This is a genomic window from Phocaeicola paurosaccharolyticus JCM 15092 (genome assembly GCF_000613805.1).
In the GTDB taxonomy this organism is placed as follows: Bacteria; Bacteroidota; Bacteroidia; order Bacteroidales; family Bacteroidaceae; genus Phocaeicola; species Phocaeicola paurosaccharolyticus.
In genome coordinates this window covers 1-23,640 of record NZ_BAJR01000028.1, presented here as the reverse complement: position 1 = coordinate 23,640, position 23,640 = coordinate 1, and the positions used below count along the sequence as shown (strand labels likewise).

The following is a 23,640-nucleotide window of genomic DNA, read 5'->3' as shown; positions in this document are numbered from 1 at the left end:
TAATTAAATCATGAAAAAAATAGCATTCCTACTTTTTATACTATTTCTTGCTAAGAATATATACGCGCAAAAAGATTATAATGCGCAAAATACCGGGAACCCTATTCTTCCAGGATATTTTGCCGACCCGACAATAAAGAAGTTCGGTGACACATATTATCTATATGCTACAACTGATGGAAGTGGTGCCGGATTTGGCCCAGCTCAGGTTTGGAGTAGCAAAGATTTTGTCAATTGGACACTTATGCCAATGAACTGGCCTGACAGCCATTGGATATGGGCTCCTGACGTTATGCAAGACAAGAAGAATGGCAAATTTTATTTATTTTATTGTCAGCCATGCATAATACATTGTGGGGTTAGTGACACTCCACGTGGTCCTTGGAAAAATATACTTGGAGAAAGTGAAGCAGTTCTCGTTCCTGATCGTTTTGTCAAGAATGCAATAACTCTTGACGGGCAGACTTTTGTTGACGATGATGGTTCTGTTTATCTTTATTGGGGTACTTGGGGCATTTATAAAGGATTTGGTTGTGGTGCAGGAAAGCTAAACCCGGACATGAAAACTTTTGCAGAGACACGTCTGATACCTAATACAGAGGCAACAGACTTTTTTGAAGCACCATTTGTATTAAAACGTAATGGTATATACTATTTCATGTACTCATCGGGATCATGTCATGATAATACATACAGAGTACAATATGCTACATCTGATAAACCATTAGGTCCCTACAAATATCAAGGATGTATTCTTGAAACCACAGCAGATGGTACTATACATGGCCCTGGACATCATAGCGTTTTACAAGAGGGAAATGATTACTATATTATTTACCATCGTCATGACAATCCACACTCAAATCGTGGATTTCATCGTCAGATTTGTGCCGATAAGCTTATATTTAATGCTGATGGAACAATAAATAAGATTGCTCCTACTCATGATGGTATTGGAGCTCTAGCTAAAGCTACCGTAAACTCAGAAAATATTGCTTTGGGATGTAAAGTCAGAGCTTCATCTTTTTACGATAAAGATTTCCGCCCGGAATATGCCGTTGATAATAATAATGGCACACTATGGCGTCCACGTACAGATGGGCAGGAATGGTTAGAAATAGATTTAGGTAAAAATAGAGAAATACGTACTATATGGACTCAATTTGAGTATGGTACATCATATTACCAATATGTAATTGGGACCTCTGTCGACGGGGAAAAATGGGATATATTTGCAGATAAAAGAGATAACATGCTTGCGGGTAGTCCCATGGTAGACTTTGGAAAATGTAAAGCTAGATTCATTAGAATTAGTGGAACCGGCGGACAGAAAAATGGTTTTCCGTGTGCTATATGGAATATAAAAGTATTCAGTACAGTGGAGAATAGTTCTCCTCAGCTATGGCTTGGCTTATCAGCTACAGATTGGAATGGTATTGAATGGAAAAATAATGGAGGAATGTTAGGTGGTTCATTTACCTTGCAAGAGGGTAATGCTACTATTAAGCGAATTGATGGGAAATATGGCTTAGTCCTTGAGCCAGGCAGTACGCTTGTATATTGTAATGACCAGTTATCTCCTGACAAAGAGCACACAATAAGTGCTCTAAACTATGAAAATGGTAAATGGGTACCAATAGATATGGAACAGTATTTATCGAAAGGCAAGATAACTATTAAGAGTAAAGATAGAGAGCTTACTATAACTAATTTACGCTACTACAACCATTTACTTTATGAATCAGAAAAGGTGTTTGACCAAACAAATGATATTGTACATACACCTAAAGATAATAATTTGAAAAAAAGACTGATTGTTGATTTGTCCGCCAATGATTTTAATAATGGTGATACAGTGGCTTACATACCTAATAAGGTAAATAGAGGTACATTCATCGCTAATAAAAAGCCTGCAATGGTAGAAACAAAAGATGGAAAGAAAGCATTTCATTTCGATGGAGAGCAGATATTCCGCTCTGACTTTGCACTTTCAAACAGCATAATGAATAATTCTTCATACACTTTGGAAGCATGGATATTGAATCCCGAAATGGAACTAAATGAATGTGTAGCCGATTTTACCTCTTCTCATGATGAGTTGGAAAAGATAATGTTAGTAAACGGAACAGAACCTAGATGTGGTTTCTTAAATCACTATGGATGGTATGAAGATGCCGGTAGTAAAGATGCTAAACGTTTTGAAGGGAAATGGCAACACATTTATGTCTGTTTCGACGGAAGAATTGAAAAAGTATATATCAATGGGGAAAAGATCAGCGAAAAGGACATACAAATAATAGTAAAACCATCTCAGTACATAACTTTAGGACTTAATGCTGAAGGAGACTGGCCTTTTAATGGCTATGTTCATTCAATAAAGCTATGGGATGAATATATCCCATATAAATGAAGTATACTATATTTTAATAAACTTGTAAATAATTCAATTAAATAATTAACCATGAAAAAGCTATTACTTACAACATTAATTGCTACTGCTTTTATAGGTAGCAATGCTCAAGTAAAAACACAATCACACGGTTATCCTATTAACCCGGTATCTTTTACATCAGTAAAGGTGACCGATTCATTTTGGGGACAAAGACTTAAGGCTAGCCGTGAAGTAACAATACCTCTAGCATTCAGCAAGTGTGAAGAGACAGGACGTTACCAGAATTTTGTAAATGCAGCAAATCCGTCAGATACAATAAAAGTAGGCGGGCTCGCTTTTGATGATACGGACGTATACAAAACTATAGAGGGTGCCAGCTACTCACTTCAAACATATCCTGATAAAAAATTAGTAAAGTATATAGACAGCGTATTGACTATAGTAGCAGCTGCTCAGGAGCCTGATGGCTATTTATATACAAGCCGTACTATGAATCCAAAACATCCTCATGAATGGGCAGGTAGCAAGCGTTGGGAAAAGGTAGAAGAGCTGAGCCATGAATTTTATAATCTGGGACATATGGTTGAGGGAGCTATTGCTCACTACCAAGCTACAGGTAAACAAAACTTTCTCAATATAGCTATAAAATATGCTGATTGCGTATGCCGTGAAATAGGGCCAAATGCAGGACAGGAGATAAAAGTACCAGGACATCAGATTGCAGAGATGGCTCTTGCTAAATTATTTCTTGTGACAGGAGATAAAAAGTACCTGAATCAAGCTAAGTTCTTTCTCGACAAAAGAGGATACACATCAAGAACGGATGAATATAGCCAGGCGCACAAACCTGTCATTGAACAGGATGAAGCTGTAGGTCATGCTGTACGTGCTGCTTATATGTATTCAGGTATGGCTGATGTTGCTGCACTCACAGGGGATTCCTCATATATAAAAGCTATTGACCGCATTTGGGATAACATCGTTTCTAAAAAATATTATATCACCGGTGGTATCGGTGCAACTAACAATGGAGAAGCATTTGGAAAGAATTATGAATTACCGAATATGTCTGCTTATTGTGAAACATGTGCTGCTATTGGTAATGTATATATGAACTACAGACTTTTCTTATTACATGGTGAAAGCAAATATTACGATGTATTAGAGCGTACACTATATAACGGACTAATTTCTGGAGTATCTCTTGATGGCGGTGGATTTTTCTATCCTAATCCTTTAGAAAGTATAGGCCAACATCAACGTCAACCTTGGTTTGGATGTGCTTGTTGCCCTTCTAACATTTGCCGATTTATTCCTTCTCTGCCTGGTTATATATATGCAACAAAAGGGAAAGATTTATATGTTAATCTATTCATGTCAAATACAGCTAATCTTAAGGTTAATGGTAAAAATGTAACTATCTCACAAAAGACAAGCTATCCATGGAATGGTGATATAACACTCAACATTGATAATAACAGTGCAAAAGAATTTACATTAAAAATTCGTATACCGGGATGGGCACAAAATAATGTTGTACCAAGTGATCTATATTCATACAGCGATGATTTCAGACCTAGTTACAAAGTCAGTGTAAACGGTTATGATATAGATTACAAAGCAAATATAAAGAATGGCTATGTGTCTATTAACCGTAAATGGAAAAAGGGCGATAAAGTGAATGTGCATTTTGATATGGAGCCACGTACTGTCAAAGCCAACAATAATGTTGAAGCAGACAGGGGACGTATTGCTATTGAGCGTGGACCAATAGTATATTGTGCAGAATGGTGCGATAATGATTTTGACGTGTTAAGTACCATAATGAACCGTAACCCCAAATTTGATGTAGTTAATAAGCCTGACATGCTTTACGGAATAAAACAACTTGAAACAAAAGCTCAGACACTTGGATATGATAAAGAAGGACGTGTAGTTGCAAAAGATGTAAAACTTACATTGATTCCATACTATGCATGGGCACATAGAGGTTCAGGAGCAATGGCTGTATGGATACCACAAGAGTTGAGTGCTTCACGAGCAACAATGGCACCTACGTTAGCCTCAAAAAGTAAGATAGATGCATCACATAAAGTAAAATCAATATCAGCTATAAACGACCGTCTTATACCAAAAGATGAAAAAGATACATCTTCTCCATATTACCACTGGTGGCCAAAACAAGGAAGTACTGAATGGATTAGTTATGAATTTCCTGAAGCAACAAAAGTGAGCAGTGCTATTGTATATTGGTATGATGACTCTCCTTGGGGAGGATGCCGCATCCCAAAATCATGGAAAATATATTATATGGACAATGGTGGAAACTGGCGAGAGGTGGAAGAACCTGATAGTTATGTTGTAAAAAAAGGTTCTGGAAACACTGTAAGATTTTCACCAGTAACTACTAAAGCTGTAAAGCTGGAAGTTACTCAACCTTCTGACGCATCATGCGGCCTATTTGAATGGGAAGTGAAATAAAAGTATAGGTAATGAAAAATAACAAACTACTCTTTTCAGCATTTCTCTTTATTACATCCACAGTATCATTAGCTCAAGGTACTGTGGATGATTATAAAAGAGCATACTCTTTAAGACAAAAATTCAATGCATCTAATGTATATTACTCTGATGTCACACCTAGTTGGATTGATAGCACCAACACATTTTGGTATATCCGTAAAACTCCGGCAGGTAAGATTTATACATTTGTTGATGCAAACAAGAAAAATAAATCAGACCTATTCAACCATAAAAAACTGGCAAAAAAGTTATCTGATGCTATAGGTAGAGAGGTTAATTCTGATAATTTAGATCTAATGAACTTAGCAGTAAGCAAGGGATGTGACACTTTACGCTTTATATTCAACAGCAGTAATTGGATCTATACCTCACGCAACGGGAATCTTATCAATAAAGGGAAAGTCATTATGCCATCAAAGCAAAAACACTGGATGGAAGTAGATAATGAAAATGAGGGAGAGCCTGTAACATCTCCGGATGGTAAATATGTAGCATTTGTAAAAAATCATAATATCTATGTACGCAACATCTCAACAAGTAAAGAAAAACAATTAAGCATTGACGGCACTTTAAGTAACTACTATTCGGTCTATATTAGTTGGTCACCAGATAGTCGCAAAGTTGCATCATGCAAAATCCGTCCTGTTCATAAGAGATATGTATATTATGTTGAATCATCTCCAAAGGACCAATTACAGCCAAAGTTGCACAAGCAAGAATATGCAAAGCCAGGAGACGAGCTACCTTTCCGTGTTCCTTGTATATATGATGTAAATAGTGGAGAATCAGTTATTCCTTCAACAGAATTGTTCAGCCAGCAATATGACCTATCCTATCCAGTATGGAATGATGATAGCAAAGCTATAACTTTTGAATACAATCAACGTGGGCACCAAGTTTATAGAGTACTTGAACTATCTTCAGAAACAGGTAAAGTAAGAACAATAGTTGAAGAGGCACACGATAAATATGTTAATTATACTCGTCACTTCCGCCATGATTTAAAAAATGGTAAGGAGATGATATGGATGAGTGAACGCGACAATTGGAATCATCTATATATGTATGATCGAAAAGAAAGTAAGCCCACTCATCAAATTACTAAAGGTGAATGGTATGTCAGGGAAGTAATAAAAGTTGATGAAGAAAACAAACATATATATTTCTCAGCTAATGGAGTACAGAAAGATGAAGATCCATATTTTATACGTTACTATCGTATTGATTTTGATGGAAATAATATGATATGCCTTACTCCTGACAAAGGTCAACATAAGGCTTGGTTCTCAACAGATATGAAATATCTAGTAGATGTCTACTCGACTGTAGCTGATGCACCCATAACTGTTCTTCGTAATGCTAATGATGGAAGAATTGTAATGCCTATTGAAAAAGCCAATATAGACAAGTTGTTGGAACAAGGATGGAAAGCACCTGAAGTGTTTGTTGCAAAAGGCCGTGACAATAAAACAGATATGTGGGGGTTGATAGTACGTCCAACCAACTTTGACCCATCAAAAAAATATCCTGTCATAGAATACATATATCAAGGTCCAGGAGATCAATATGTACCTAAATCATTTATGCCTTATAACTGGTGGATGACATCTATTGCCGAGCTTGGATTTGTTGTTGTTATGGTAGATGGCATGGGTACTTCTTTCCGTTCTAGAGAATTTGAAAATGTATGTTATAAGAATCTTAAAGACGCTGCATTACCAGATCACATTGCATGGATAAAAGCTGCAGCTAAAAAATATTCATATATCGACTCAGAACGAGTTGGTATTTATGGATGCTCGGCTGGAGGACAAGAGTCAACAAATGCAGTACTTTTATATCCGGAATTTTACAAGGCTGCTTATTCTGCTTGTGGATGCCATGATAACAGAATGGATAAAATATGGTGGAATGAATTATGGATGGGATATCCTATTGGGAATCAATATATAGAATGCTCGAATGTTGAGAATGCCCACCTATTAAGCAGACCATTGATGCTTGTTGTCGGAGAAATGGATGATAATGTGGATCCCTCATCAACAATGCAAGTTGTCAACGCATTAATTAATAATAACAAAGACTTTGAACTTGTTGTTATCCCAGGGGCACGACATACTATGGGGGAAAACTTTGGAGAACACAAGAGATATGATTTCTTCGTTAAACATCTTCTCGAGGTTAATCCTCCCAAGTGGAATGAAATAGGGTATTGATAAGTTATATGTAATATAGGTCAATACACAAAATAGTTTTTTATGTTCATTATGAATTATTACAAATTCATAATGAACATATTTTTTTAATTTATAGACAGAAAAACAAATGCGCAACTTATTATAAAACAGGTTATTAACAAGCTATTTTTAATATAAGGCTCCTACTCTTTGCAACTTTTTCTTTCAAGCATACGTCTAAATGTTATATTTTACAAAAACAGAAAGATGAAAAAGTTGCTATTCTTTTCAATAATGATTTTAATCTCCTCTCAAATATCAGCACAAAACCTACAGCTAAAAGGACGTGTATTATCGGGAAAGGAGTGCATTGAGTTTGCTAACGTACTGCTTCAAACTGAAGATTCAGTATTTGTAACAGGTGGCATAACTGACCAACGCGGTCGTTTTGCTTTCAACAATTTGGAACCGGGAGACTACAGATTGAGAGTTTCAAGTTTAGGATATACAACACGAGACATGCCTCTTAACTCATTTGCAGAGAACAAAGATCTAAATGATATTCAGTTAGATTCTGCATCATTAGAATTAGATGAGGTAGTAGTTAAAGCATCATACGTTGTAAACCAAACAGATCGAAAAATATACTTGCCGACAGCTCATCAAATAAAAGCCTCAACTAATGGTATGGACATACTTATGCAGATGAAGCTTAACAGACTGCAGGTTGACCCAATGAACCGCAAAATAACCTCTTCAAATCCTGGAGAAGTACAGATACGCATAAACGGAAATAAATCGGATATCAATGAGATACAAGCACTAAGGCCTGAGGACATACAGAGAGTGGAATATCATGAGGATCCGAGTTTGCGATATGGAGATAAAGTGGCTGTTGTTATTGACTACATAACCAAAATACGACATAGCGGAGGATATATAGGTATAGATACTCAGAACTCGCCTCATATAGTATTTGGTGATAATGGCATTAATGGCAAGTATAACTATAAGAACTCAGAATGGGGAGTAAACTATTGGGGAATGTATCGTGGACTTAACGGATACTGGAGAGATAATTACGAGTCATTCAACTTTGCCGATGGTTCCCAATTTAATAGAAAAGAGATAGGTGAGCCTGGTGAATTAAACGAAAACCATCATTATCTCTCTTTTAGCTACAGCTATCGTCAGGGAGAGAAATGGTCCTTTTATTCACGATTCCGTCAGGCATTTAATGAGAGCGGCATGTTCACAAAAAGCTATTTATATCCTGTTCAGCAACGTAATGACGGTGTAAACATGGCTGACGATTCAAATAATAGAAATTCAAGCCCATCAATAGACCTATATTTCCAAAGAAATTACCCAAAGAAACAGAAATTGATGTTGAATGCAGTATTGACATATATAAACTCCAACAACTCCAGATTCTATTCAGAAAATCGCGACGGTATAGACTTAACAGATATAACATCTAGAGTAAAAGGAGACAAATACTCATTCATTGCAGAAGGTATATATGAAAAAGAGTTCAAATTAGGGAAGTTGAGCACAGGATTTAATCTATATCATGAATATAACAAAGATATATATTTAGGAAACGTAAATTCAGAGACCAACTTACATGCCACATATCTCAACTTCTATGCCGAATGGAGCGCCAGCATAAAGAATTTTAACTATAGGTTATCTTTAGGAGGTGTTCAGGCTAGATATTCACAGGCAAACAATGAGATGACTAAGCTTCTTCCCACTACAAGAGTACGTCTTGGTTATAAAGTTTCTGATAACCTGAATATCCGTTTGAATGGTTTGTTGAGTTACACTCCTCCGGAATTAGGAGATATAAGTGATGTCAGACAGATTATCGACTCTTTGCAGATTAGGAAAGGTAATCCTAATCTTCTAGAATCAAAAAGTTATACGACAAATTTAATGTTAGACTTTCAGAAAGGCCTGTTCAGTGCAAATATTAATGTCTATTATCAATATAGCAAGAATCCTATGATGGAGAGTATCTATCCTGAGAACCAACATTTTATCCACACTGTAGAGAATCAAAAGAGTTGGCAGAAGCTAAATCCTCAGTTGGAGATTAAAGTTGGCCCTATAAAAGACATTTTAAATGTATCTCTTGCTACAGGAATAAACTATTATGACAGTAAAGGCTTGACATACAATCATACTCACACCAACTGGTATTACAGACTTGAGACATCAGCTATGTATAAGAACTGGATGGCAATGTTCCAAATACAGAATCATAAGAAGACATTATATGGTGAGACATTAAGCAGTGATGAAGCATACCACATTCTTATGCTTCGTTACAGACATAAAAATCTAACTGTTGGAGTAATGACACTCAATCCATTTGTTGGTAAAGACAGTTATCGTCGTCCATCAGAGACACGCAACAAATATATAGCATCTAACAGTTGTTGGTATATACGTGAAAGTAGCCGTCTATATGTGGCTACACTATCATGGAACTTCAGTTTTGGAAGAAATTTCAAGAGTGTTGAGAAGTTGCTCAATAATGAAGACACTAAGACTGGCAGTATGAAAACAGGTAAGTGATAATATCACTTACCTTTATGCCTATTTGCTCTTTTACGGCGAATCTCAGCTTTCATCTTTGATGCACCGGAACCATGAAGACCTGTAATATAGGTCTTCTTTTTTGCTTTTGTCTTCACCTTATCCTCTTTTTGGTAGAAGGAGATTTAGCTCCTTTAAAGACAAGACCTTCTGTTAATATTTTATTTATATCCATATTTTACTTTTTATTATTTTTTAATCTTCACTTTACCGGTTTTAAAACACTCTATATCTTCTTTCTTAATTGTATGATTCTTAGTATCCAGTATTAGATTTGGGTTAAAGTGGTGTCCGTTAAGTCTGAATTCAAAATGCAGATGCTCTGTTGTAGCTCTTCCTGTTCTACCGGTAAGTGCTATTGCCTGACCAGCTTTAACAAAATCACCAGGTTTAACAAAATTCTTTGAGTTATGGCTATATGCGCTCTCTAGTCCATTATTATGTCGTACAACGATTAGATTTCCATATCCCCCATAACGTTTAGCCATTCTTACAACACCATCGAAAACACATCTGATAGTATCTTTTGCCTTTGTCTTTATATCTTGTCCGGAATGTCCACGACGGCTACCATAACCAGATATTACCTTTCCTTTAGGCAGTGGGAAACAATATTCATTATCCTTAAGCTCAGAAAGGCGCAAAGTAAAACTTTTGCATCCATCAAAAAGTCCTGGGGTAACAGCTTGTAGATGGTTTTTCTCCATAGATGTAAAGTTCTTTAATACAGGTTCGCCTGCAAAACCATCCATTGATATGGATAATAAAAGACAAAAAATATTTTTATACATTTCATAAGAATAACTATTTAGAAATATAATATAACTTCATCAGATGAATGAGCATACTCTTTTAACAATCTTACCATATAATCTGCAGCTTCTGATAGATTTCCATTTCCATCATAACCATTGATGATAGTCAGAAGGTGTGTAGTACCAAGATTAATCTTAGTCCTTTCATTATCACTTGTTGGCGTACCGAATCCACCTAAGCTATCACGATAGACAGGCATACCTTCAATATTCAGTATACCACGTCCTATACCTTCGTAAGGTTCATCCTTCTCTCCTACTCCAAGAACAAATCTGTCACCAGATAGTTTATCTGCATCGAACCCTCCAATAGAGTATCCAAACTTTATAGAGACCAGATTTATTAAATCAACAAGTGTATCAATCTGATACAAAGGCATACCTTTAAGTATTCTCCTACATAACGCTTCAGAAGATGGCCTATATCTGCTAGGATCCTTTCCACATCTCTTATATGCTTCACGAGTTGCTTTTATAGCTTGCATATCTTTGATAGAATCAGTGGTATAAATATTGCGATATTCCTCTGTGAAGCGGCCTATTGCATCCCACAGTTCCTTACTGAACTCACTATTTTTAACAGTAGCATAAATAGCTACTCCTGCAAATTCCGGAACTTTGTTACGTATCTCTTCTGAAACTTCTATCTTAAAATTAATATCTGCCATTATCTAATAACATTATACCCGATACAATTCTTCCGGAAGCAATACCTTGACGTCTTGCAGAGAAGAACATATCATTATTATTATATGTGCAAATATCCGAAACCTCTAGATGCTCTCTATTCACTCCTGACTGAATAAGTTCAATCTCATTTGCTCTAGGGAGATCAATATGCCATTTACCTGTAGAACTGTTCATCATTGAAATCTCTTCAAGATCAAAACCACCTTCACAGAACTTATTATAGACCTCATTCCCCACTTCAAAGCTATACTTTGAGATTCCCGGGCCAATGCAAGCATGTATATCCTCTGGATTACTATTAAACAATTCCTCCATTTCAGAGATACATTTTCTTACAATTCTATTGACCGTTCCTCGCCAACCGGCATGAATAGCAGCTACAACATTTTTCTTTTCATCAAACAGAAGTATCGGAATACAATCGGCTGTAGATACGCATAGACATATTTTTGGTAAGTCAGTTATAAGTGCATCTACCCCTTCAAGTATCGTCCTTTGTTCATCATAATTCTTTGAGATGAAATCTCTGTTTATTAGAGCCACCTCAGTATCATGTGTTTGATGCGGAAAAACAAATAATTCCGGATTTTGCGGTAGCAATTTACTAAGAATTTTTCTATTCTCTAAAACATCGTCAATATTATCCCCACAAAATTCATTGCAGTTGAAAGATGAATAATTACCACTGCTTGTTCCTCCGAGTCTTGTTGTTGAGAAACAAAAAATGTTGGAAAATGACAAATTCAATTCATATTCCAACACTCTTTTATCTGATGTCAATTTACTCATTGATCTTCTTCATCAAAGTCTTCATATTCATACTCAAAGTCATCAAAATCTTCTTCATCATCCTTTTCTTCATCAAAAATATACTCTTCATCATCCATTCCCATTTCTGAGAGTTCAGCTTTGAGTGCGGCAATATTCTTTGGCTTATGAACTATATTCTCTTTAGTACCTTCTATTCTGTTACTATCCTTGCTGAGTTCTGTCCATAATATATCTTTCAGTTTCTGTATCCCCATTCCTGTTATAGATGAGATAAAGACATGTGGTACCCCCTCAGGGAGAGTAGGCTCAAGCATGCTAATAAGTTCCTCATCCAACATATCACATTTTGTGATAGCAAGTACCCTCTGTTTATCAAGCATTTCAGGGTTAAACGTAGCAAGTTCATTAAGTAAAATATCATACTCTTTTCTGATATCATCTGCATCACCAGGAACCATAAACAAAAGAAGAGAGTTTCTCTCAATATGACGGAGGAATCTAAGTCCAAGTCCTTTACCTTCACTTGCTCCTTCAATAATACCAGGGATATCTGCCATGACGAAAGATTTTCCATCACGATAAGAAACTATTCCTAAGTTAGGTTCAAGAGTTGTAAATGGATAGTTTGCAATCTTAGGTCTAGCAGCCGACACAGTAGAGAGTAAGTAGATTTTCCGGCATTTGGGAAACCTACAAGACCTACGTCAGCAAGAAGCTTAAGTTCAAGTATCACCATAAGTTCTTGCATAGGTTCACCTGGCTGAGCAAATCTTGGAGCCTGACGAGTTGCAGTACGGAAGTGCCAGTTCCCTTGGCCTCCACGACCACCTTTTAGCAGGACTACCTCCTGACCATCTTCTGTGATGTCACATAGATATTCACCTGTTTCTGCATTGTACACAACTGTACCACATGGCACATCTATGGATTTGTCTTCACCATCTTTTCCAAAGCTTTTTGCTTTAGATCCATTACCACCATGTCCCGCAAATACATGACGTTCATATTTTAGGTGAAGCAGAGTCCAGTAGTTACGGTTACCACGAAGAATAATATTGCCTCCTCTTCCTCCATCGCCACCATCAGGTCCACCGTTTGGTATATACTTCTCACGGCGCATGTGAGTAGAACCTCGCCCTCCTTTTCCAGAGCGGCAATATATTTTCACATAATCAACGAAATTTGATTCAGCCATATTCTTACAGTTTGTTTATAAAAAAAAGAGTTGTGCCACAAAAGATATGACACAACCTTTGTATAATAATATTACAATTTTTCTATTGAAGCAACGATATCTCCAAATATTCCATCCATTGTTCCAAGACCATTGATGTGCTGATATTTGCCATCTGCCTTATACCAGTCAATTAATGGAGAAGTCTGTGAATGATATACAGTAAGACGTTTCTTTATTGTCTCTTCGTTATCATCAGCACGTCCTGACTCCTGACCACGTTTGATAAGACGTGTCATCAACTCATCTTCAGGAACTTCAAGATCCAACATAACAGAAACCTCCTGCTTACGTTCTTTAAGCATAGCTTTTAATGCTTCTGCTTGTGCTATTGTTCTTGGGAAACCATCAAAAATAACGCCCTTACTCTCTTTGAAACTATCGAGAACACTTGCAAGAATATCAATTATAAGTTCATCTGGGAGAAGTTGTCCCTGATCGATATAACCTTTTGCAGTCTTGCCAAGTTCTGTACCATTCTTTATTTCAGCACGAAGAACGTCACCTGTTGATATATGGTTTAAGCCGTACTTCTCTACAATACGTGCACTTTGAGTTCCTTTTCCTGAACCCGGAGCACCGAAAATTACAATGTTCAACATTTTGTTATATTTGTTATTATAGTTTTGTTGCTAACTAATCGATTACTGTATAAATATCACGGTAGTTACGTCCATATCCATCATAATCAAGACCATATCCAACGATAAAGTCATTAGGAATTTTTATTGATACATAATCAATATTAAGAGGAACTTCCAGTTTATCAGGCTTAAGAAGTAATGTTGCAATACTAATCTTCTTAGGATTCTTCTCCTTAAGTATCTCAAGAAGACGTTTCATTGTATGCCCTGTATCCACAATATCTTCAACTACCACTACAGAGCGTCCCTCAATGCTATTAGACAATCCCACTAGTTCCTTTACGACTCCTGTCGAAGATGTTCCACTATAAGAAGATAGTTTGATAAACGATATTTCTGAAGGAATTTTAATATTCTTCATCAAATCTGAAGCGAACATAAAAGAGCCATTAAGCACACTTATGAATAAAGGTTCTTCACCAGCTAGGTCTCTATTAATCTCATCAGCTACACGTTCAACTTCTCTTAAAATCTGCTCCTCTGGTATAAAGATTTTAAACTTTTTGTCTTTTATTTGAATGGTTTCCATAACCTATTTCTTATTAAATTGCTGCAAAAGTAATACATTTATTCTAAGTATAGAAGTTTTCTTCTAATCACTTTTATAAATAGTGTTATCTTTGCAGTATAAAATTCAGCTAAATTACAATGAAAGTATTACCAAATGTAAATTTAAAAGAGTTGGATAAATATACAATAGCCAATGAACCTATTTCATCAATTGATTTGATGGAAAGAGCTGCTGTAGCTCTTACGGAGGCTATTGCAAAGAGATATGACAACTCTTTTACGGCTGTTGTTTTTGCAGGTCCAGGAAATAACGGTGGAGATGGTCTCGCTATTGCAAGACTCCTATCGCAAAAAAAATATAAAGTCGAGGTATATCTTTTTAATACTCAAAACAAACTTTCAGAAGAGTGTAGTATAAACTTATCAAGACTTAAGGAGTGTGGATTAGTCTATTTTACAGAGGTTACTACTGAGTTTAACCCTCCTGCCCTTACAGAGAAACATATTGTTATTGACGCTATGTTTGGATCAGGACTAAACAAACCGCTTAATGGTGGATTTGCAGCAGTAGTTAAATATATAAATTCTTCTAGGTCTAATGTTATAGCTATTGATACACCTTCAGGACTTATGGGTGAAGACAACACATATAACATCAGACAGAACATTATAAGGGCAAACCTAACCCTGAGTGTTCAACTTCCAAAACTATCTTTTTTCTTCCCAGAGAATGAAGATATCGTAGGTGAATGGGAGACTGTTGATATAAACTTAAGCGAAGAGTATATTGCCAACTGTGACACTCCTTACACAATAATAGAGGAGGAAGATATAAAAAGCATATTAAAACAGAGGAAAGCTTTTTCACATAAGGGCACTTTCGGTCATGGACTTCTGATTGCAGGTAGCTACGGTATGGCCGGCGCATCAATTATGGCATCAAAATCATCTCTACGATCAGGCATAGGACTCCTGACTGTGCATGTTCCAATTCACAATCACGACATACTGCAGATGACTGTGCCCGAGGTTATTGTTCATACTGATATACATGAGAGATATTTTGCTGACCCTATTGACTCCGACCGCTACCAGGCTATAGCAATAGGACCTGGAATAGGTCAGGAAGAGGACACTGCATTAGCACTTATGGACCAACTTAAAGAATGCCACTGCCCTATTGTTTTGGACGCGGATGCTTTGAACATCCTTGCATCACATAGAAATTGGTTATCACGCATCCCTAAAAGATGTATTCTTACTCCTCATATAAAGGAGCTCGAAAGATTGATAGGCAAGAGCCTTGACACATATGAAGTATTCCGTAAGACAAAAGAGCTTGCAGCATACCTACAAGCATATATCATAATTAAAGGTAAATGGAGTACAGTAGTAACTCCTAAAGGTGAGTTTTTTATTAATCCAACAGGTAATCCAGGAATGGCTACTGCAGGGAGTGGCGATGTACTTACAGGTATTTTGCTATCTTTGCTTGCACAAGGATATACACAGGAGGAGGCAGCAAAACTAGGAGTCTATGCTCATGGCCTTGCAGGAGATATAGCTGCTGAAGAGAAAGGAGAGATAGGGATGACTGCTACTGACATTATTGATAAACTCCCTGATGCATGGAAACACCTGCAAAAGAGAGACAGATAAAGAATAATTATATTACTGGCATAAATATATTAATATGAAAAAAGGATTAATTTTATTAGGACTTCTTGCTTCAACTGTATATGCACAAGATGTAAGTAAATATACTCCCGGTTTAACTGAAGAGGGAGTTGTATATTACCTGCCTAAGACTGAGATTAAGGTTGATGTCATTGCAGAGAAAATATTATATACCCCAGGTGAGTTGTGTCAATATGCAAACAGATACCTTAAGATATCGGATGTATCTGATAAGGCAGAAGTTCACTGGGAAGTTAAGAGTATAAGGGTTTATGCAGTAGGAGTAGCAGATGTTAATAATGCATATACCATAAAGCTTAAAGACAAAAGTGCAGCTTCACAAGTTGAATTAAGCAAAGAAGGAGTTATAAAAGCTATAAATACAGTTGCCCCTGAAGAGCCTGTCTATATAATTGCTCCTACTCCAAAAGCTGCTAAGTCAATAGATCCTAGGTCTTTCTTGACAGAAGATATCCTAAATTCAACATCATCGGCAAAGATGGCTGAACTCGTAGCAAAAGAGATATACAACATAAGAGATAGCCGTAATAGTCTCACTAGAGGACAAGCCGATTACATGCCAAAGGATGGAGCTGCATTGAAGATTATGCTTGATAATCTAAGTACTCAAGAGAAAGCAATGACAGAACTATTCACTGGCGTTACAACGAAAGAGACAAAAGAGTTCAATTTTGCTGTTGCTCCTGAAGAAAACATTATAGACAAAGTCCTTTTCAGGATGTCTAGCAAATTAGGTGTAGTAAACGCTGACGATCTCTCTGGTAATCCTGTATATATCTCAATAAAAGACCTAGAGGTTATACCTCCGGCTGACATTGAAGCTAAGAAAAAGAAGAAACTTGAAGGTGTTGTATACAACGTGCCAGGTAAAGCTTTAGTTTCTATATTCTCGTCAACAAAGAAATTTTACAATGAAGAGTTACCTATAACACAATTTGGAGAGAAAGAAGTCCTTATAGACAACCTGTTCAATAAAAAGGTAAATACACGTGTTATATTCAATCCTTATACAGGAGGTATATCAAAGATTGACAAAGACATGTAAAAAGATGTCTAATTATATCTGCTCTCGATTAAAGACTCTGTAAAGTTAATAACAGTATAGATAATGACAAAGTTTTTATATTATAGATCCTTAGATAATGTTAATAGATACAGGTTCCCGATGTTAATTTGTTAGCAAAAGTATTTAGGGTATTGTCGTAAATAGTCACCACAATTATTTAATTAATTAAGGAAATCCGGGGATATTTAGTTATATGATTTATAACTTAAGAAGAACGATAGGAGAATAATATTTCCACTCTATCGTTCTTTTTTATATCAGTACTTTTTTGGTGACTGGTTTATCTTTTTTTCGCTGAGACTTAATAAAAGTTCAGGATTCAGATATATGCAAGATGTGTTTTCTATCAGTTTGTGGAGAGTGCTCATGGGCTCAAATTGTTACATTACCGATAAAGCAACGCGATGGGTTCTAATTAGCGATGGTCCTATAGATAAGGCCTTTGAAATAAACGGGGACAAACCAGTCGCTTTTGGAATAAGGCTACAGTTATATTGGGGTCATGTGCCAGGACCTTTAATAGACATATTATGTAATGAAAGCTCACTGCTTTTATTGCGTTCTTATTAAAATGGCGCAAAAGGCTCTATATTACCATTTTTGAATACCAATATGTTATAAATGAACCGATACATTTTTGGGAAATCAGCACATGACACCAACTTGAAGTGTTTTTTTAAAACAATGAAAGAGTTTTACAACTACTTATCAACGATTGGACTTTCTTCCACCGAAATCAAATCCGAAGCGAAGGGCGACATAGCTTGAGTTTTCATATTTTCTAAACCATCCGCCTATACTTACATTGAAGTGCTTGTAGCGATAGCCGACAGAGGGACGGATAACCAGCCCGTGATCTCCGCTAAATCTTAAATCTACAAATGGGGTGTGCTTCCCTTTGAGGATATCGTAACGGAAATCGGCGAGAAGAATAGAAGCGCTTTCGCCCAAAGTAGTGCAAAGGCCGATGCCTAAACCAGCATAAAAGTGCGGATTGAATTGATAGCCATGAGTAGTTTGAATATCATATAAAAGAGGACCACCATCATCGCTAAGTCTTTCAATCTCTACGAATCCACGGTAGCCGTGGCCTAAAATTCCACTCCTTTTTTCTTGATTTACTTCCTGAGCATTCACTATGCAAGCGAAGGTAAGAAGAACAGCAAAAAATAATAGTGCTTTAAAATTCATGTTATGTATAGTATTAATTTTCATATTCTAACATTAAGTTTACAAATCTTGATTATTATATTTATGAATGTTATTATTCCTTTACTGAAATTAGGAAGTCGTCTCTTTTGTATTTGAAATCTCCATTACCGGAATTGGCTGTATCACCCAAGAACCAACCATTATATTGAGTGCTTCCACCTTCATACCATCCCCAATTCATGTGATAAGACCTTGATGTAAAGTTTGATGGAACTCTGTTGGGAATTTCAAATGAATACCAACCTGGCTCAAATGTGCCGTTTCCATAAGGTTGCCACTCCGTAAAATACACCAAATAATTTGTATTTCTTCCTCCTTATAAATATAGTTTAGAGTTTTACATTTATTTGTGAACCTGCTTTTATTTTGTATAATAGATATACATAAACAGTGGTTTTCAAGGGTTTATGAGCATAAAAGTAATAAAATAAATGTAATGATATAAAAATATGTTACAAATATTAGAGAAGATGTAACATATAACAACGATAGTTCTGTAAAAATGGTTTGAAAGTTTGACTTACAAAGAAAAAATTAAAATAATGGCATAAAAGAGTAAAGAAATTAGAATACTCGAGGAAAGAAACAGATATCTGTATAAGGAGAATGAGAGTTTGAAACATGAATTAAAAATGTTGCAGAATCAATATTCATCTCTTCAAGAACAATAGAGAGATATAGATAATACACCTCTTCTGGCTGTTGCTCCGCAAATTTTTTAGTGTTTATAGAAGGTATTGGAAAACCAATACAAGGCATTTCCGAACGGAGTGAGGGTAGTTTTATAAAGAATGATATGACCCCCAAAAGGTTTTGTCTAACTTTTGGGGGTCATATCATTCTTTATAAATTAATTAATAGCAAATTATTTCTTTATGTTTGCATCTTCAAGGCCATAACCTTTTTTCTTATTTTCAATCTTAAGCAAGAAAGCAAATATCAATGCAGCAAAACCAAAACCTGCAAATATCCACATAGGCAATGAGTAGTCGTATGTAGGCATACCATCAACCATAGGTCCCTTACAATATTTCTCCAAAACCCATCCAATAAGCAAAGGAACACCCATCAATCCCCAATTCTGAACCCAAAAGATTAATGCATAAGCAGTACCAAGCTGTTTCTCTGGAACAATCTTTGGAACAGATGGCCACATAGCAGATGGTACAAGAGAGAATGCTATACCAAGTATTATCATTATAATAGTTGCGAACCACCAAATATTCAGTATAGGCAGAGCAAACATTGTATGTACAAATAATAACAATACAGAACCTATAATCATTAATGTTGCACCTTTTCCTACCTTATCGTATACACTACCAAACAGAGGAGTAAGGAAAAGAGTTCCCAAAGGAAGTAAACTTGGTATTGTACCAGCCAGATTAGGATCTACATTATATTTCTGAACCATAAGGTCTGTAGCATACTTCAAGAAAGGGAATACTGCTGAATAGAAAAGCACACATAGAATAGCAATAAGCCAAAAACCTTTATTTGTAACAATCTGCCATATATCGGACATTTTGAAAGCATCCTCTTCATTTTTCTCTTCAGCTAATGACTCATCAAGTTTCTTATCATAGAAAGTATATATAAAGAAAGCAATAGTTCCTATACACAACAAGACCAGACATAACAAGATCGGCGCAGGGATATTAGCATGAAATGCTCCTGCTGCATCTGTATGACCAAAGAAAGTAGCAATAGGGATTGTAACTGCAAGTGCAAGCATTGTTCCAAGTCTAGCTGTAGCCATCTCCATACCCATAGCTAGAGCCAGCTCTTTACCTTTAAACCACTTAACAATAATCTTAGAAACGGTAATACCGGCTATTTCAACACCAACTCCGAAGATAGCATAGCCCAATGATGCCAAAAATACCTGCATCTTAATCCCTAACATGTAACTATCTGGAGAGAAATAAGTAGATATTGCATAATATTTTAAACCACAGCCTAGTACCATTAGTATACATGCACCTAGACCTGTAAATCTCACTCCTATTTTATCAAGTATTATACCACCTATGATGAGCATAAAAGCAAAGACATTGAACCATCCATACGCACTGGTAAAAATTCCATAGTCAAGGCTATCCCACAAAAGTTCTTTCTCTAGCATAGGTTTTAAAGGTGACATTACATCTGTAAGGAAGTATCCACAGAACATTGAGAAAGCCACCAGTGCAAGAACACTCCATCTCAAAGCTTTAGATTCATTTAAAGCATTTTGAATTCTCTCTTTCATTATATTTCGTTTTTATGTATAGTTTCAATAATAGGTTGCAAATATACAGTTTTTTATAGATTAAGGTCTAAAATTGATAAAATGTTATATATTTGTATTCAGTTAATATTTATGGTTTTTATTAATTATCAACATTATATTTATAATTATTATGAAAAAAGGTAGAATTACAGTTGCTTGCGCTTTACTTGCAGGAAGCATGATGTTCTCTTCTTGTATAGGCTCATTTAGCTTATGGAATAACCTTAGAAGCTGGAATGAAGGAGTAAGTAATAAGTTCGTTAATGAACTTATTTTCGTTGCATTCAACATTGTTCCTGTGTATCCTATTGCGTACTTAGCAGACGCAATTGTATTAAACTCTATAGAGTTTTGGAGTGGCGAGAACCCTGTTGCTTCAATTGGAGAAGTGAAAGAAGTTAAAGGTGAAAAGGGTAACTATACTGTTAAGACTAATGCCGATGGATATACAATCACAAAAAAGGGTGAGGATAAATCTGTAGACTTAGTTTATAACAAAGAAAAACGTACTTGGAATGCAGTAGCTGAGGGAGAAAGCTACGAACTTGTGAAAATCAATGAAGACGGTACTGCTACTGTAAATATGCAGAATGGTACTGCTATGACTGTAACTCAAGATGCTCAAGGAGTAGCAAAAGTTAACGCTGCTCTTGGTAATTCTCTGTTCTTCGCAGCAAGATAGTTTCTAAATTTATAAAAAGGAAAAGGTGCCATTCTAATGAATGGCACCTTTCTTATTTGTGAATAAATTATTCAGCTAATTTATCGTTTGAACCAAGAACGTTTACAATTTTATGTTTGTAAAGTTTCTCCATGTTATCACGAGCTGGGCCTAAGTATTTACGTGGGTCGAACTCAGCTGGTTTTTCAGCGAAAGCCTTACGGATAGCAGCAGTCATAGCAAGACGTGAGTCAGAGTCGATGTTGATCTTGCAAACTGAAGATTTAGCAGCTTTACGCAACTCTTCTTCAGGGATACCGATAGCAGCTTTCAAAGAACCACCATATTTGTTGATAGTCTCAACCTCTTCCTCAGGAACAGAAGAAGAACCATGAAGAACGATAGGGAATCCTGGAAGTTTCTCCATAACTGCATCCAAAACTTCGAAAGCCAATGGAGGAGGAACCAAACGACCTGTTGCTGGGTCTACGTGGCACTGCTCTGGAGTAAACTTGTATGCACCGTGAGATGTACCGATTGAAATAGCTAAAGAGTCACAACCTGTACGAGTTGCAAAGTCAATAACCTCTTCAGGATCAGTATATGTGTGGTGATCTGCAGAAACTTCATCTTCTACACCAGCCAAAACGCCAAGTTCGCCTTCTACTGTTACATCAAACTGATGAGCGTATTCAACAACTTTCTTAGTCAAAGCAACATTCTCTTCATATGGAAGGTGAGAACCATCGATCATTACTGATGAGAATCCCATATCAATACAAGATTTGCAGAGTTCGAATGAATCTCCGTGGTCAAGGTGAAGAACGATTTCAGGATGAGCGCAACCCATCTCTTTTGCATAACCTACAGCACCTTCAGCCATGTAACGAAGCAAAGTCTGGTTTGCATAGTTACGAGCACCTTTAGATACCTGAAGGATAACAGGAGATTTTGTTTCAACAGCAGCCTTAACGATAGCCTGCAGCTGTTCCATATTGTTGAAGTTAAAAGCAGGTATTGCATATCCACCTTTAATAGCTTTAGCAAACATATCTCTAGTGTTTACTAAGCCTAATTCTTTGAAATTTACCATTGTTGTAAAATTTATATTTGTTAGTGAATAAAATTCTCTTGCAAAATTAAGTATAAATGTTCTAATTACTGCATTATACTTTCAAAATTATTCTGAATGCAACCGATTTTATCGCTAATTTCATACTATATATATATTATTAATTATATTTTGCTATCTGCATTTTACAATCTTATTTCAATTAATTAATTGTATTTCAATAAAAAAATCAATAAGTTTTTTTCTCTTTCAGATAAAACCTATATCTTTGCAGTCCAAAATATAACCATTACACCTATTTTACCAAAATAGTAAATAATAACAATAAAATAGCATATACAAAAATGAAAAAAGGAATTCACCCAGAAAGCTATCGTCCAGTAGTATTCAAAGATATGTCTAATGGCGATATGTTCCTCTCTCGTTCAACTAGCAACACTAAAGAAACTATTGAATTTGAAGGCGAAACTTATCCATTAGTTAAGCTTGAAATTTCTAACACTTCTCACCCATTCTACACTGGTAAATCTAAATTGGTAGATACAGCAGGACGTGTTGATAAGTTCATGAGCCGTTACGGTAATCGTGTTAAGAAGTAATTTAGAATATATAATTCTAAAATAAAAGGTCATTTCAATTGAAATGACCTTTTATTTTTCTAGGACATAACGTCCATCTTTCCATATATATCTTATTGTTTTGTTCTGCCTATCAAGCTTAAGCTCCATCAACTGTTCTTTGTCTAAGGTATATGGAGATGTATTCTCGAATATCAAATCATTATTAGTCTCTTGAAAGGATATTTTCATCAATGGTATATCCATTATATCGTTAATCTCCTGACTTGTCAAATCTTTAAATGATAGGCTATCATTCAAAGCCGATTTTTCCCTTGCCGGCAGATTTATGAACTTCATATTATCCAATCTTTGCCAGTCTGTAGAGTAGAAAGACAAACTGCTATCAACAGCCTTTGCCTTATAGCTCCTTGAAACTCCAATAATCTTAGTAGAGTCATTTACACTTAGCAGCTTCATCTCAATATATGAGTTTGAGGTAGTCTGAAGCAATAAGTAGTTGTCGGTAAGAGCTTTAAGCTCAGATATATTACCAAATTTGTTTTTTACCTCGGCCTTCATTTTGCTATCAAGAAAATCTACACAATCCTCACGGTTTACCTTTGTTAGAAGAGGTATAATTGAATCCGGCATAGAGATGAAATAGCTCTTAAGGTTCTGTGAAGCTATAGAGTTTGAAAGCATTATGAGCAAAAGAAAAATATATTTTTTCATCATATAA

General features: G+C 36.0%; 18 protein-coding genes and 2 pseudogenes. 8 read left to right on the top strand and 12 right to left on the bottom strand.

Going from position 1 to position 23,640, the window contains the following annotated elements; translation table 11 throughout:
* Positions 1-10 precede the first annotated feature (10 nt).
* The 4 genes from JCM15092_RS11085 (at position 11) to JCM15092_RS11070 (ending at position 9,675) form a co-directional block, all read left to right on the top strand.
* The gene (locus JCM15092_RS11085; protein WP_024994725.1) at positions 11-2,410 is read left to right on the top strand and encodes a family 43 glycosylhydrolase; all 2,400 of its coding nucleotides are present in this window, start codon (positions 11-13) and stop codon (positions 2,408-2,410) included.
* A gap of 51 nt (positions 2,411-2,461) precedes the next feature.
* Positions 2,462-4,873, top strand: coding sequence for a glycoside hydrolase family 127 protein (locus JCM15092_RS11080; protein WP_024994724.1), 2,412 nt, complete (start codon positions 2,462-2,464; stop codon positions 4,871-4,873).
* 11 nt (positions 4,874-4,884) lie between these two features.
* Positions 4,885-7,131, top strand: coding sequence for a S9 family peptidase (locus tag JCM15092_RS11075; protein ID WP_024994723.1), 2,247 nt, complete (start codon positions 4,885-4,887; stop codon positions 7,129-7,131).
* 228 nt (positions 7,132-7,359) lie between these two features.
* Positions 7,360-9,675: a TonB-dependent receptor gene (locus tag JCM15092_RS11070; protein WP_024994722.1), complete on the top strand. Its 2,316-nt coding sequence runs from the start codon at positions 7,360-7,362 to the stop codon at positions 9,673-9,675.
* Positions 9,676-9,680: 5 nt separating this feature from the next.
* Here JCM15092_RS11070 and JCM15092_RS15860 read toward each other — a convergent pair.
* The 7 genes and pseudogenes from JCM15092_RS15860 to hpt all read right to left on the bottom strand — a co-directional run bounded on the left by JCM15092_RS15860 (position 9,681) and on the right by hpt (position 14,379).
* Positions 9,681-9,871, bottom strand: a pseudogene (locus JCM15092_RS15860) (hypothetical protein).
* Between the two features lie 13 nt (positions 9,872-9,884).
* Positions 9,885-10,487, bottom strand: a complete 603-nt coding sequence (locus tag JCM15092_RS11060; RefSeq protein WP_024994721.1) for a M23 family metallopeptidase — start codon at positions 10,485-10,487, stop codon at positions 9,885-9,887.
* Positions 10,488-10,504: 17 nt separating this feature from the next.
* On the bottom strand, positions 10,505-11,179 hold the full coding sequence (locus JCM15092_RS11055) for a B3/B4 domain-containing protein (protein ID WP_034541936.1): 675 nt from the start codon (positions 11,177-11,179) through the stop codon (positions 10,505-10,507).
* The gene (gene pgeF / locus JCM15092_RS11050; protein WP_024994719.1) at positions 11,166-11,990 is read right to left on the bottom strand and encodes a peptidoglycan editing factor PgeF; all 825 of its coding nucleotides are present in this window, start codon (positions 11,988-11,990) and stop codon (positions 11,166-11,168) included. The genes JCM15092_RS11055 and pgeF overlap by 14 nt, the downstream gene beginning before the upstream one ends.
* Positions 11,987-13,167 (bottom strand): annotated as a pseudogene (gene obgE / locus JCM15092_RS15855) (GTPase ObgE). The gene pgeF and the pseudogene obgE overlap by 4 nt, the downstream one beginning before the upstream one ends.
* A gap of 71 nt (positions 13,168-13,238) precedes the next feature.
* Entirely contained in the window at positions 13,239-13,808 is a 570-nt protein-coding gene (locus tag JCM15092_RS11040) for an adenylate kinase (RefSeq protein WP_024994718.1), read from the bottom strand.
* 34 nt (positions 13,809-13,842) lie between these two features.
* Positions 13,843-14,379 carry a hypoxanthine phosphoribosyltransferase gene (hpt, locus tag JCM15092_RS11035; protein ID WP_024994717.1) on the bottom strand — a complete coding sequence of 179 codons (537 nt, stop codon included), beginning with the start codon at positions 14,377-14,379 and terminating at the stop codon, positions 13,843-13,845.
* Between the two features lie 119 nt (positions 14,380-14,498).
* On the opposite strand from hpt, the gene JCM15092_RS11030 reads away from it, so the two are divergent.
* Both JCM15092_RS11030 and JCM15092_RS11025 read left to right on the top strand, forming a co-directional pair.
* A complete protein-coding gene (locus JCM15092_RS11030; RefSeq protein ID WP_024994716.1) occupies positions 14,499-16,019 on the top strand; it encodes a bifunctional ADP-dependent NAD(P)H-hydrate dehydratase/NAD(P)H-hydrate epimerase in 1,521 nt (506 codons plus the stop codon).
* A gap of 34 nt (positions 16,020-16,053) precedes the next feature.
* Positions 16,054-17,103 carry a DUF4831 family protein gene (locus JCM15092_RS11025; RefSeq protein ID WP_024994715.1) on the top strand — a complete coding sequence of 350 codons (1,050 nt, stop codon included), beginning with the start codon at positions 16,054-16,056 and terminating at the stop codon, positions 17,101-17,103.
* 729 nt (positions 17,104-17,832) lie between these two features.
* Here the strand turns inward: JCM15092_RS11025 and JCM15092_RS16665 are convergent.
* The 3 genes from JCM15092_RS16665 to JCM15092_RS11000 form a co-directional block, all read right to left on the bottom strand.
* Entirely contained in the window at positions 17,833-18,339 is a 507-nt protein-coding gene (locus JCM15092_RS16665) for a hypothetical protein (protein WP_024994713.1), read from the bottom strand.
* A 49-nt stretch (positions 18,340-18,388) separates the two neighbouring features.
* Positions 18,389-18,631, bottom strand: a complete 243-nt coding sequence (locus tag JCM15092_RS11010) for a hypothetical protein (RefSeq protein WP_148296651.1) — start codon at positions 18,629-18,631, stop codon at positions 18,389-18,391.
* Positions 18,632-19,201: 570 nt separating this feature from the next.
* Complete coding sequence (locus JCM15092_RS11000; RefSeq protein ID WP_024994710.1) at positions 19,202-20,587, bottom strand: MFS transporter; 1,386 nt, start codon at positions 20,585-20,587, stop codon at positions 19,202-19,204.
* 151 nt (positions 20,588-20,738) lie between these two features.
* Between JCM15092_RS11000 and JCM15092_RS10995 the strand changes: the two genes are divergently transcribed.
* Positions 20,739-21,290: a DUF3332 domain-containing protein gene (locus JCM15092_RS10995; protein ID WP_024994709.1), complete on the top strand. Its 552-nt coding sequence runs from the start codon at positions 20,739-20,741 to the stop codon at positions 21,288-21,290.
* A 67-nt stretch (positions 21,291-21,357) separates the two neighbouring features.
* Here JCM15092_RS10995 and JCM15092_RS10990 read toward each other — a convergent pair whose 3' ends face one another.
* Positions 21,358-22,362 carry a class II fructose-bisphosphate aldolase gene (locus tag JCM15092_RS10990; protein WP_024994708.1) on the bottom strand — a complete coding sequence of 335 codons (1,005 nt, stop codon included), beginning with the start codon at positions 22,360-22,362 and terminating at the stop codon, positions 21,358-21,360.
* Between the two features lie 323 nt (positions 22,363-22,685).
* On the opposite strand from JCM15092_RS10990, the gene JCM15092_RS10985 reads away from it, so the two are divergent.
* On the top strand, positions 22,686-22,940 hold the full coding sequence (locus tag JCM15092_RS10985) for a type B 50S ribosomal protein L31 (RefSeq protein WP_024994707.1): 255 nt from the start codon (positions 22,686-22,688) through the stop codon (positions 22,938-22,940).
* A gap of 51 nt (positions 22,941-22,991) precedes the next feature.
* On the opposite strand, the gene JCM15092_RS10980 is transcribed toward JCM15092_RS10985, so the two are convergent.
* Positions 22,992-23,640 (bottom strand): DUF3256 family protein (locus JCM15092_RS10980; RefSeq protein WP_051532542.1); only part of this gene is annotated, 649 nt, incomplete at its 5' end.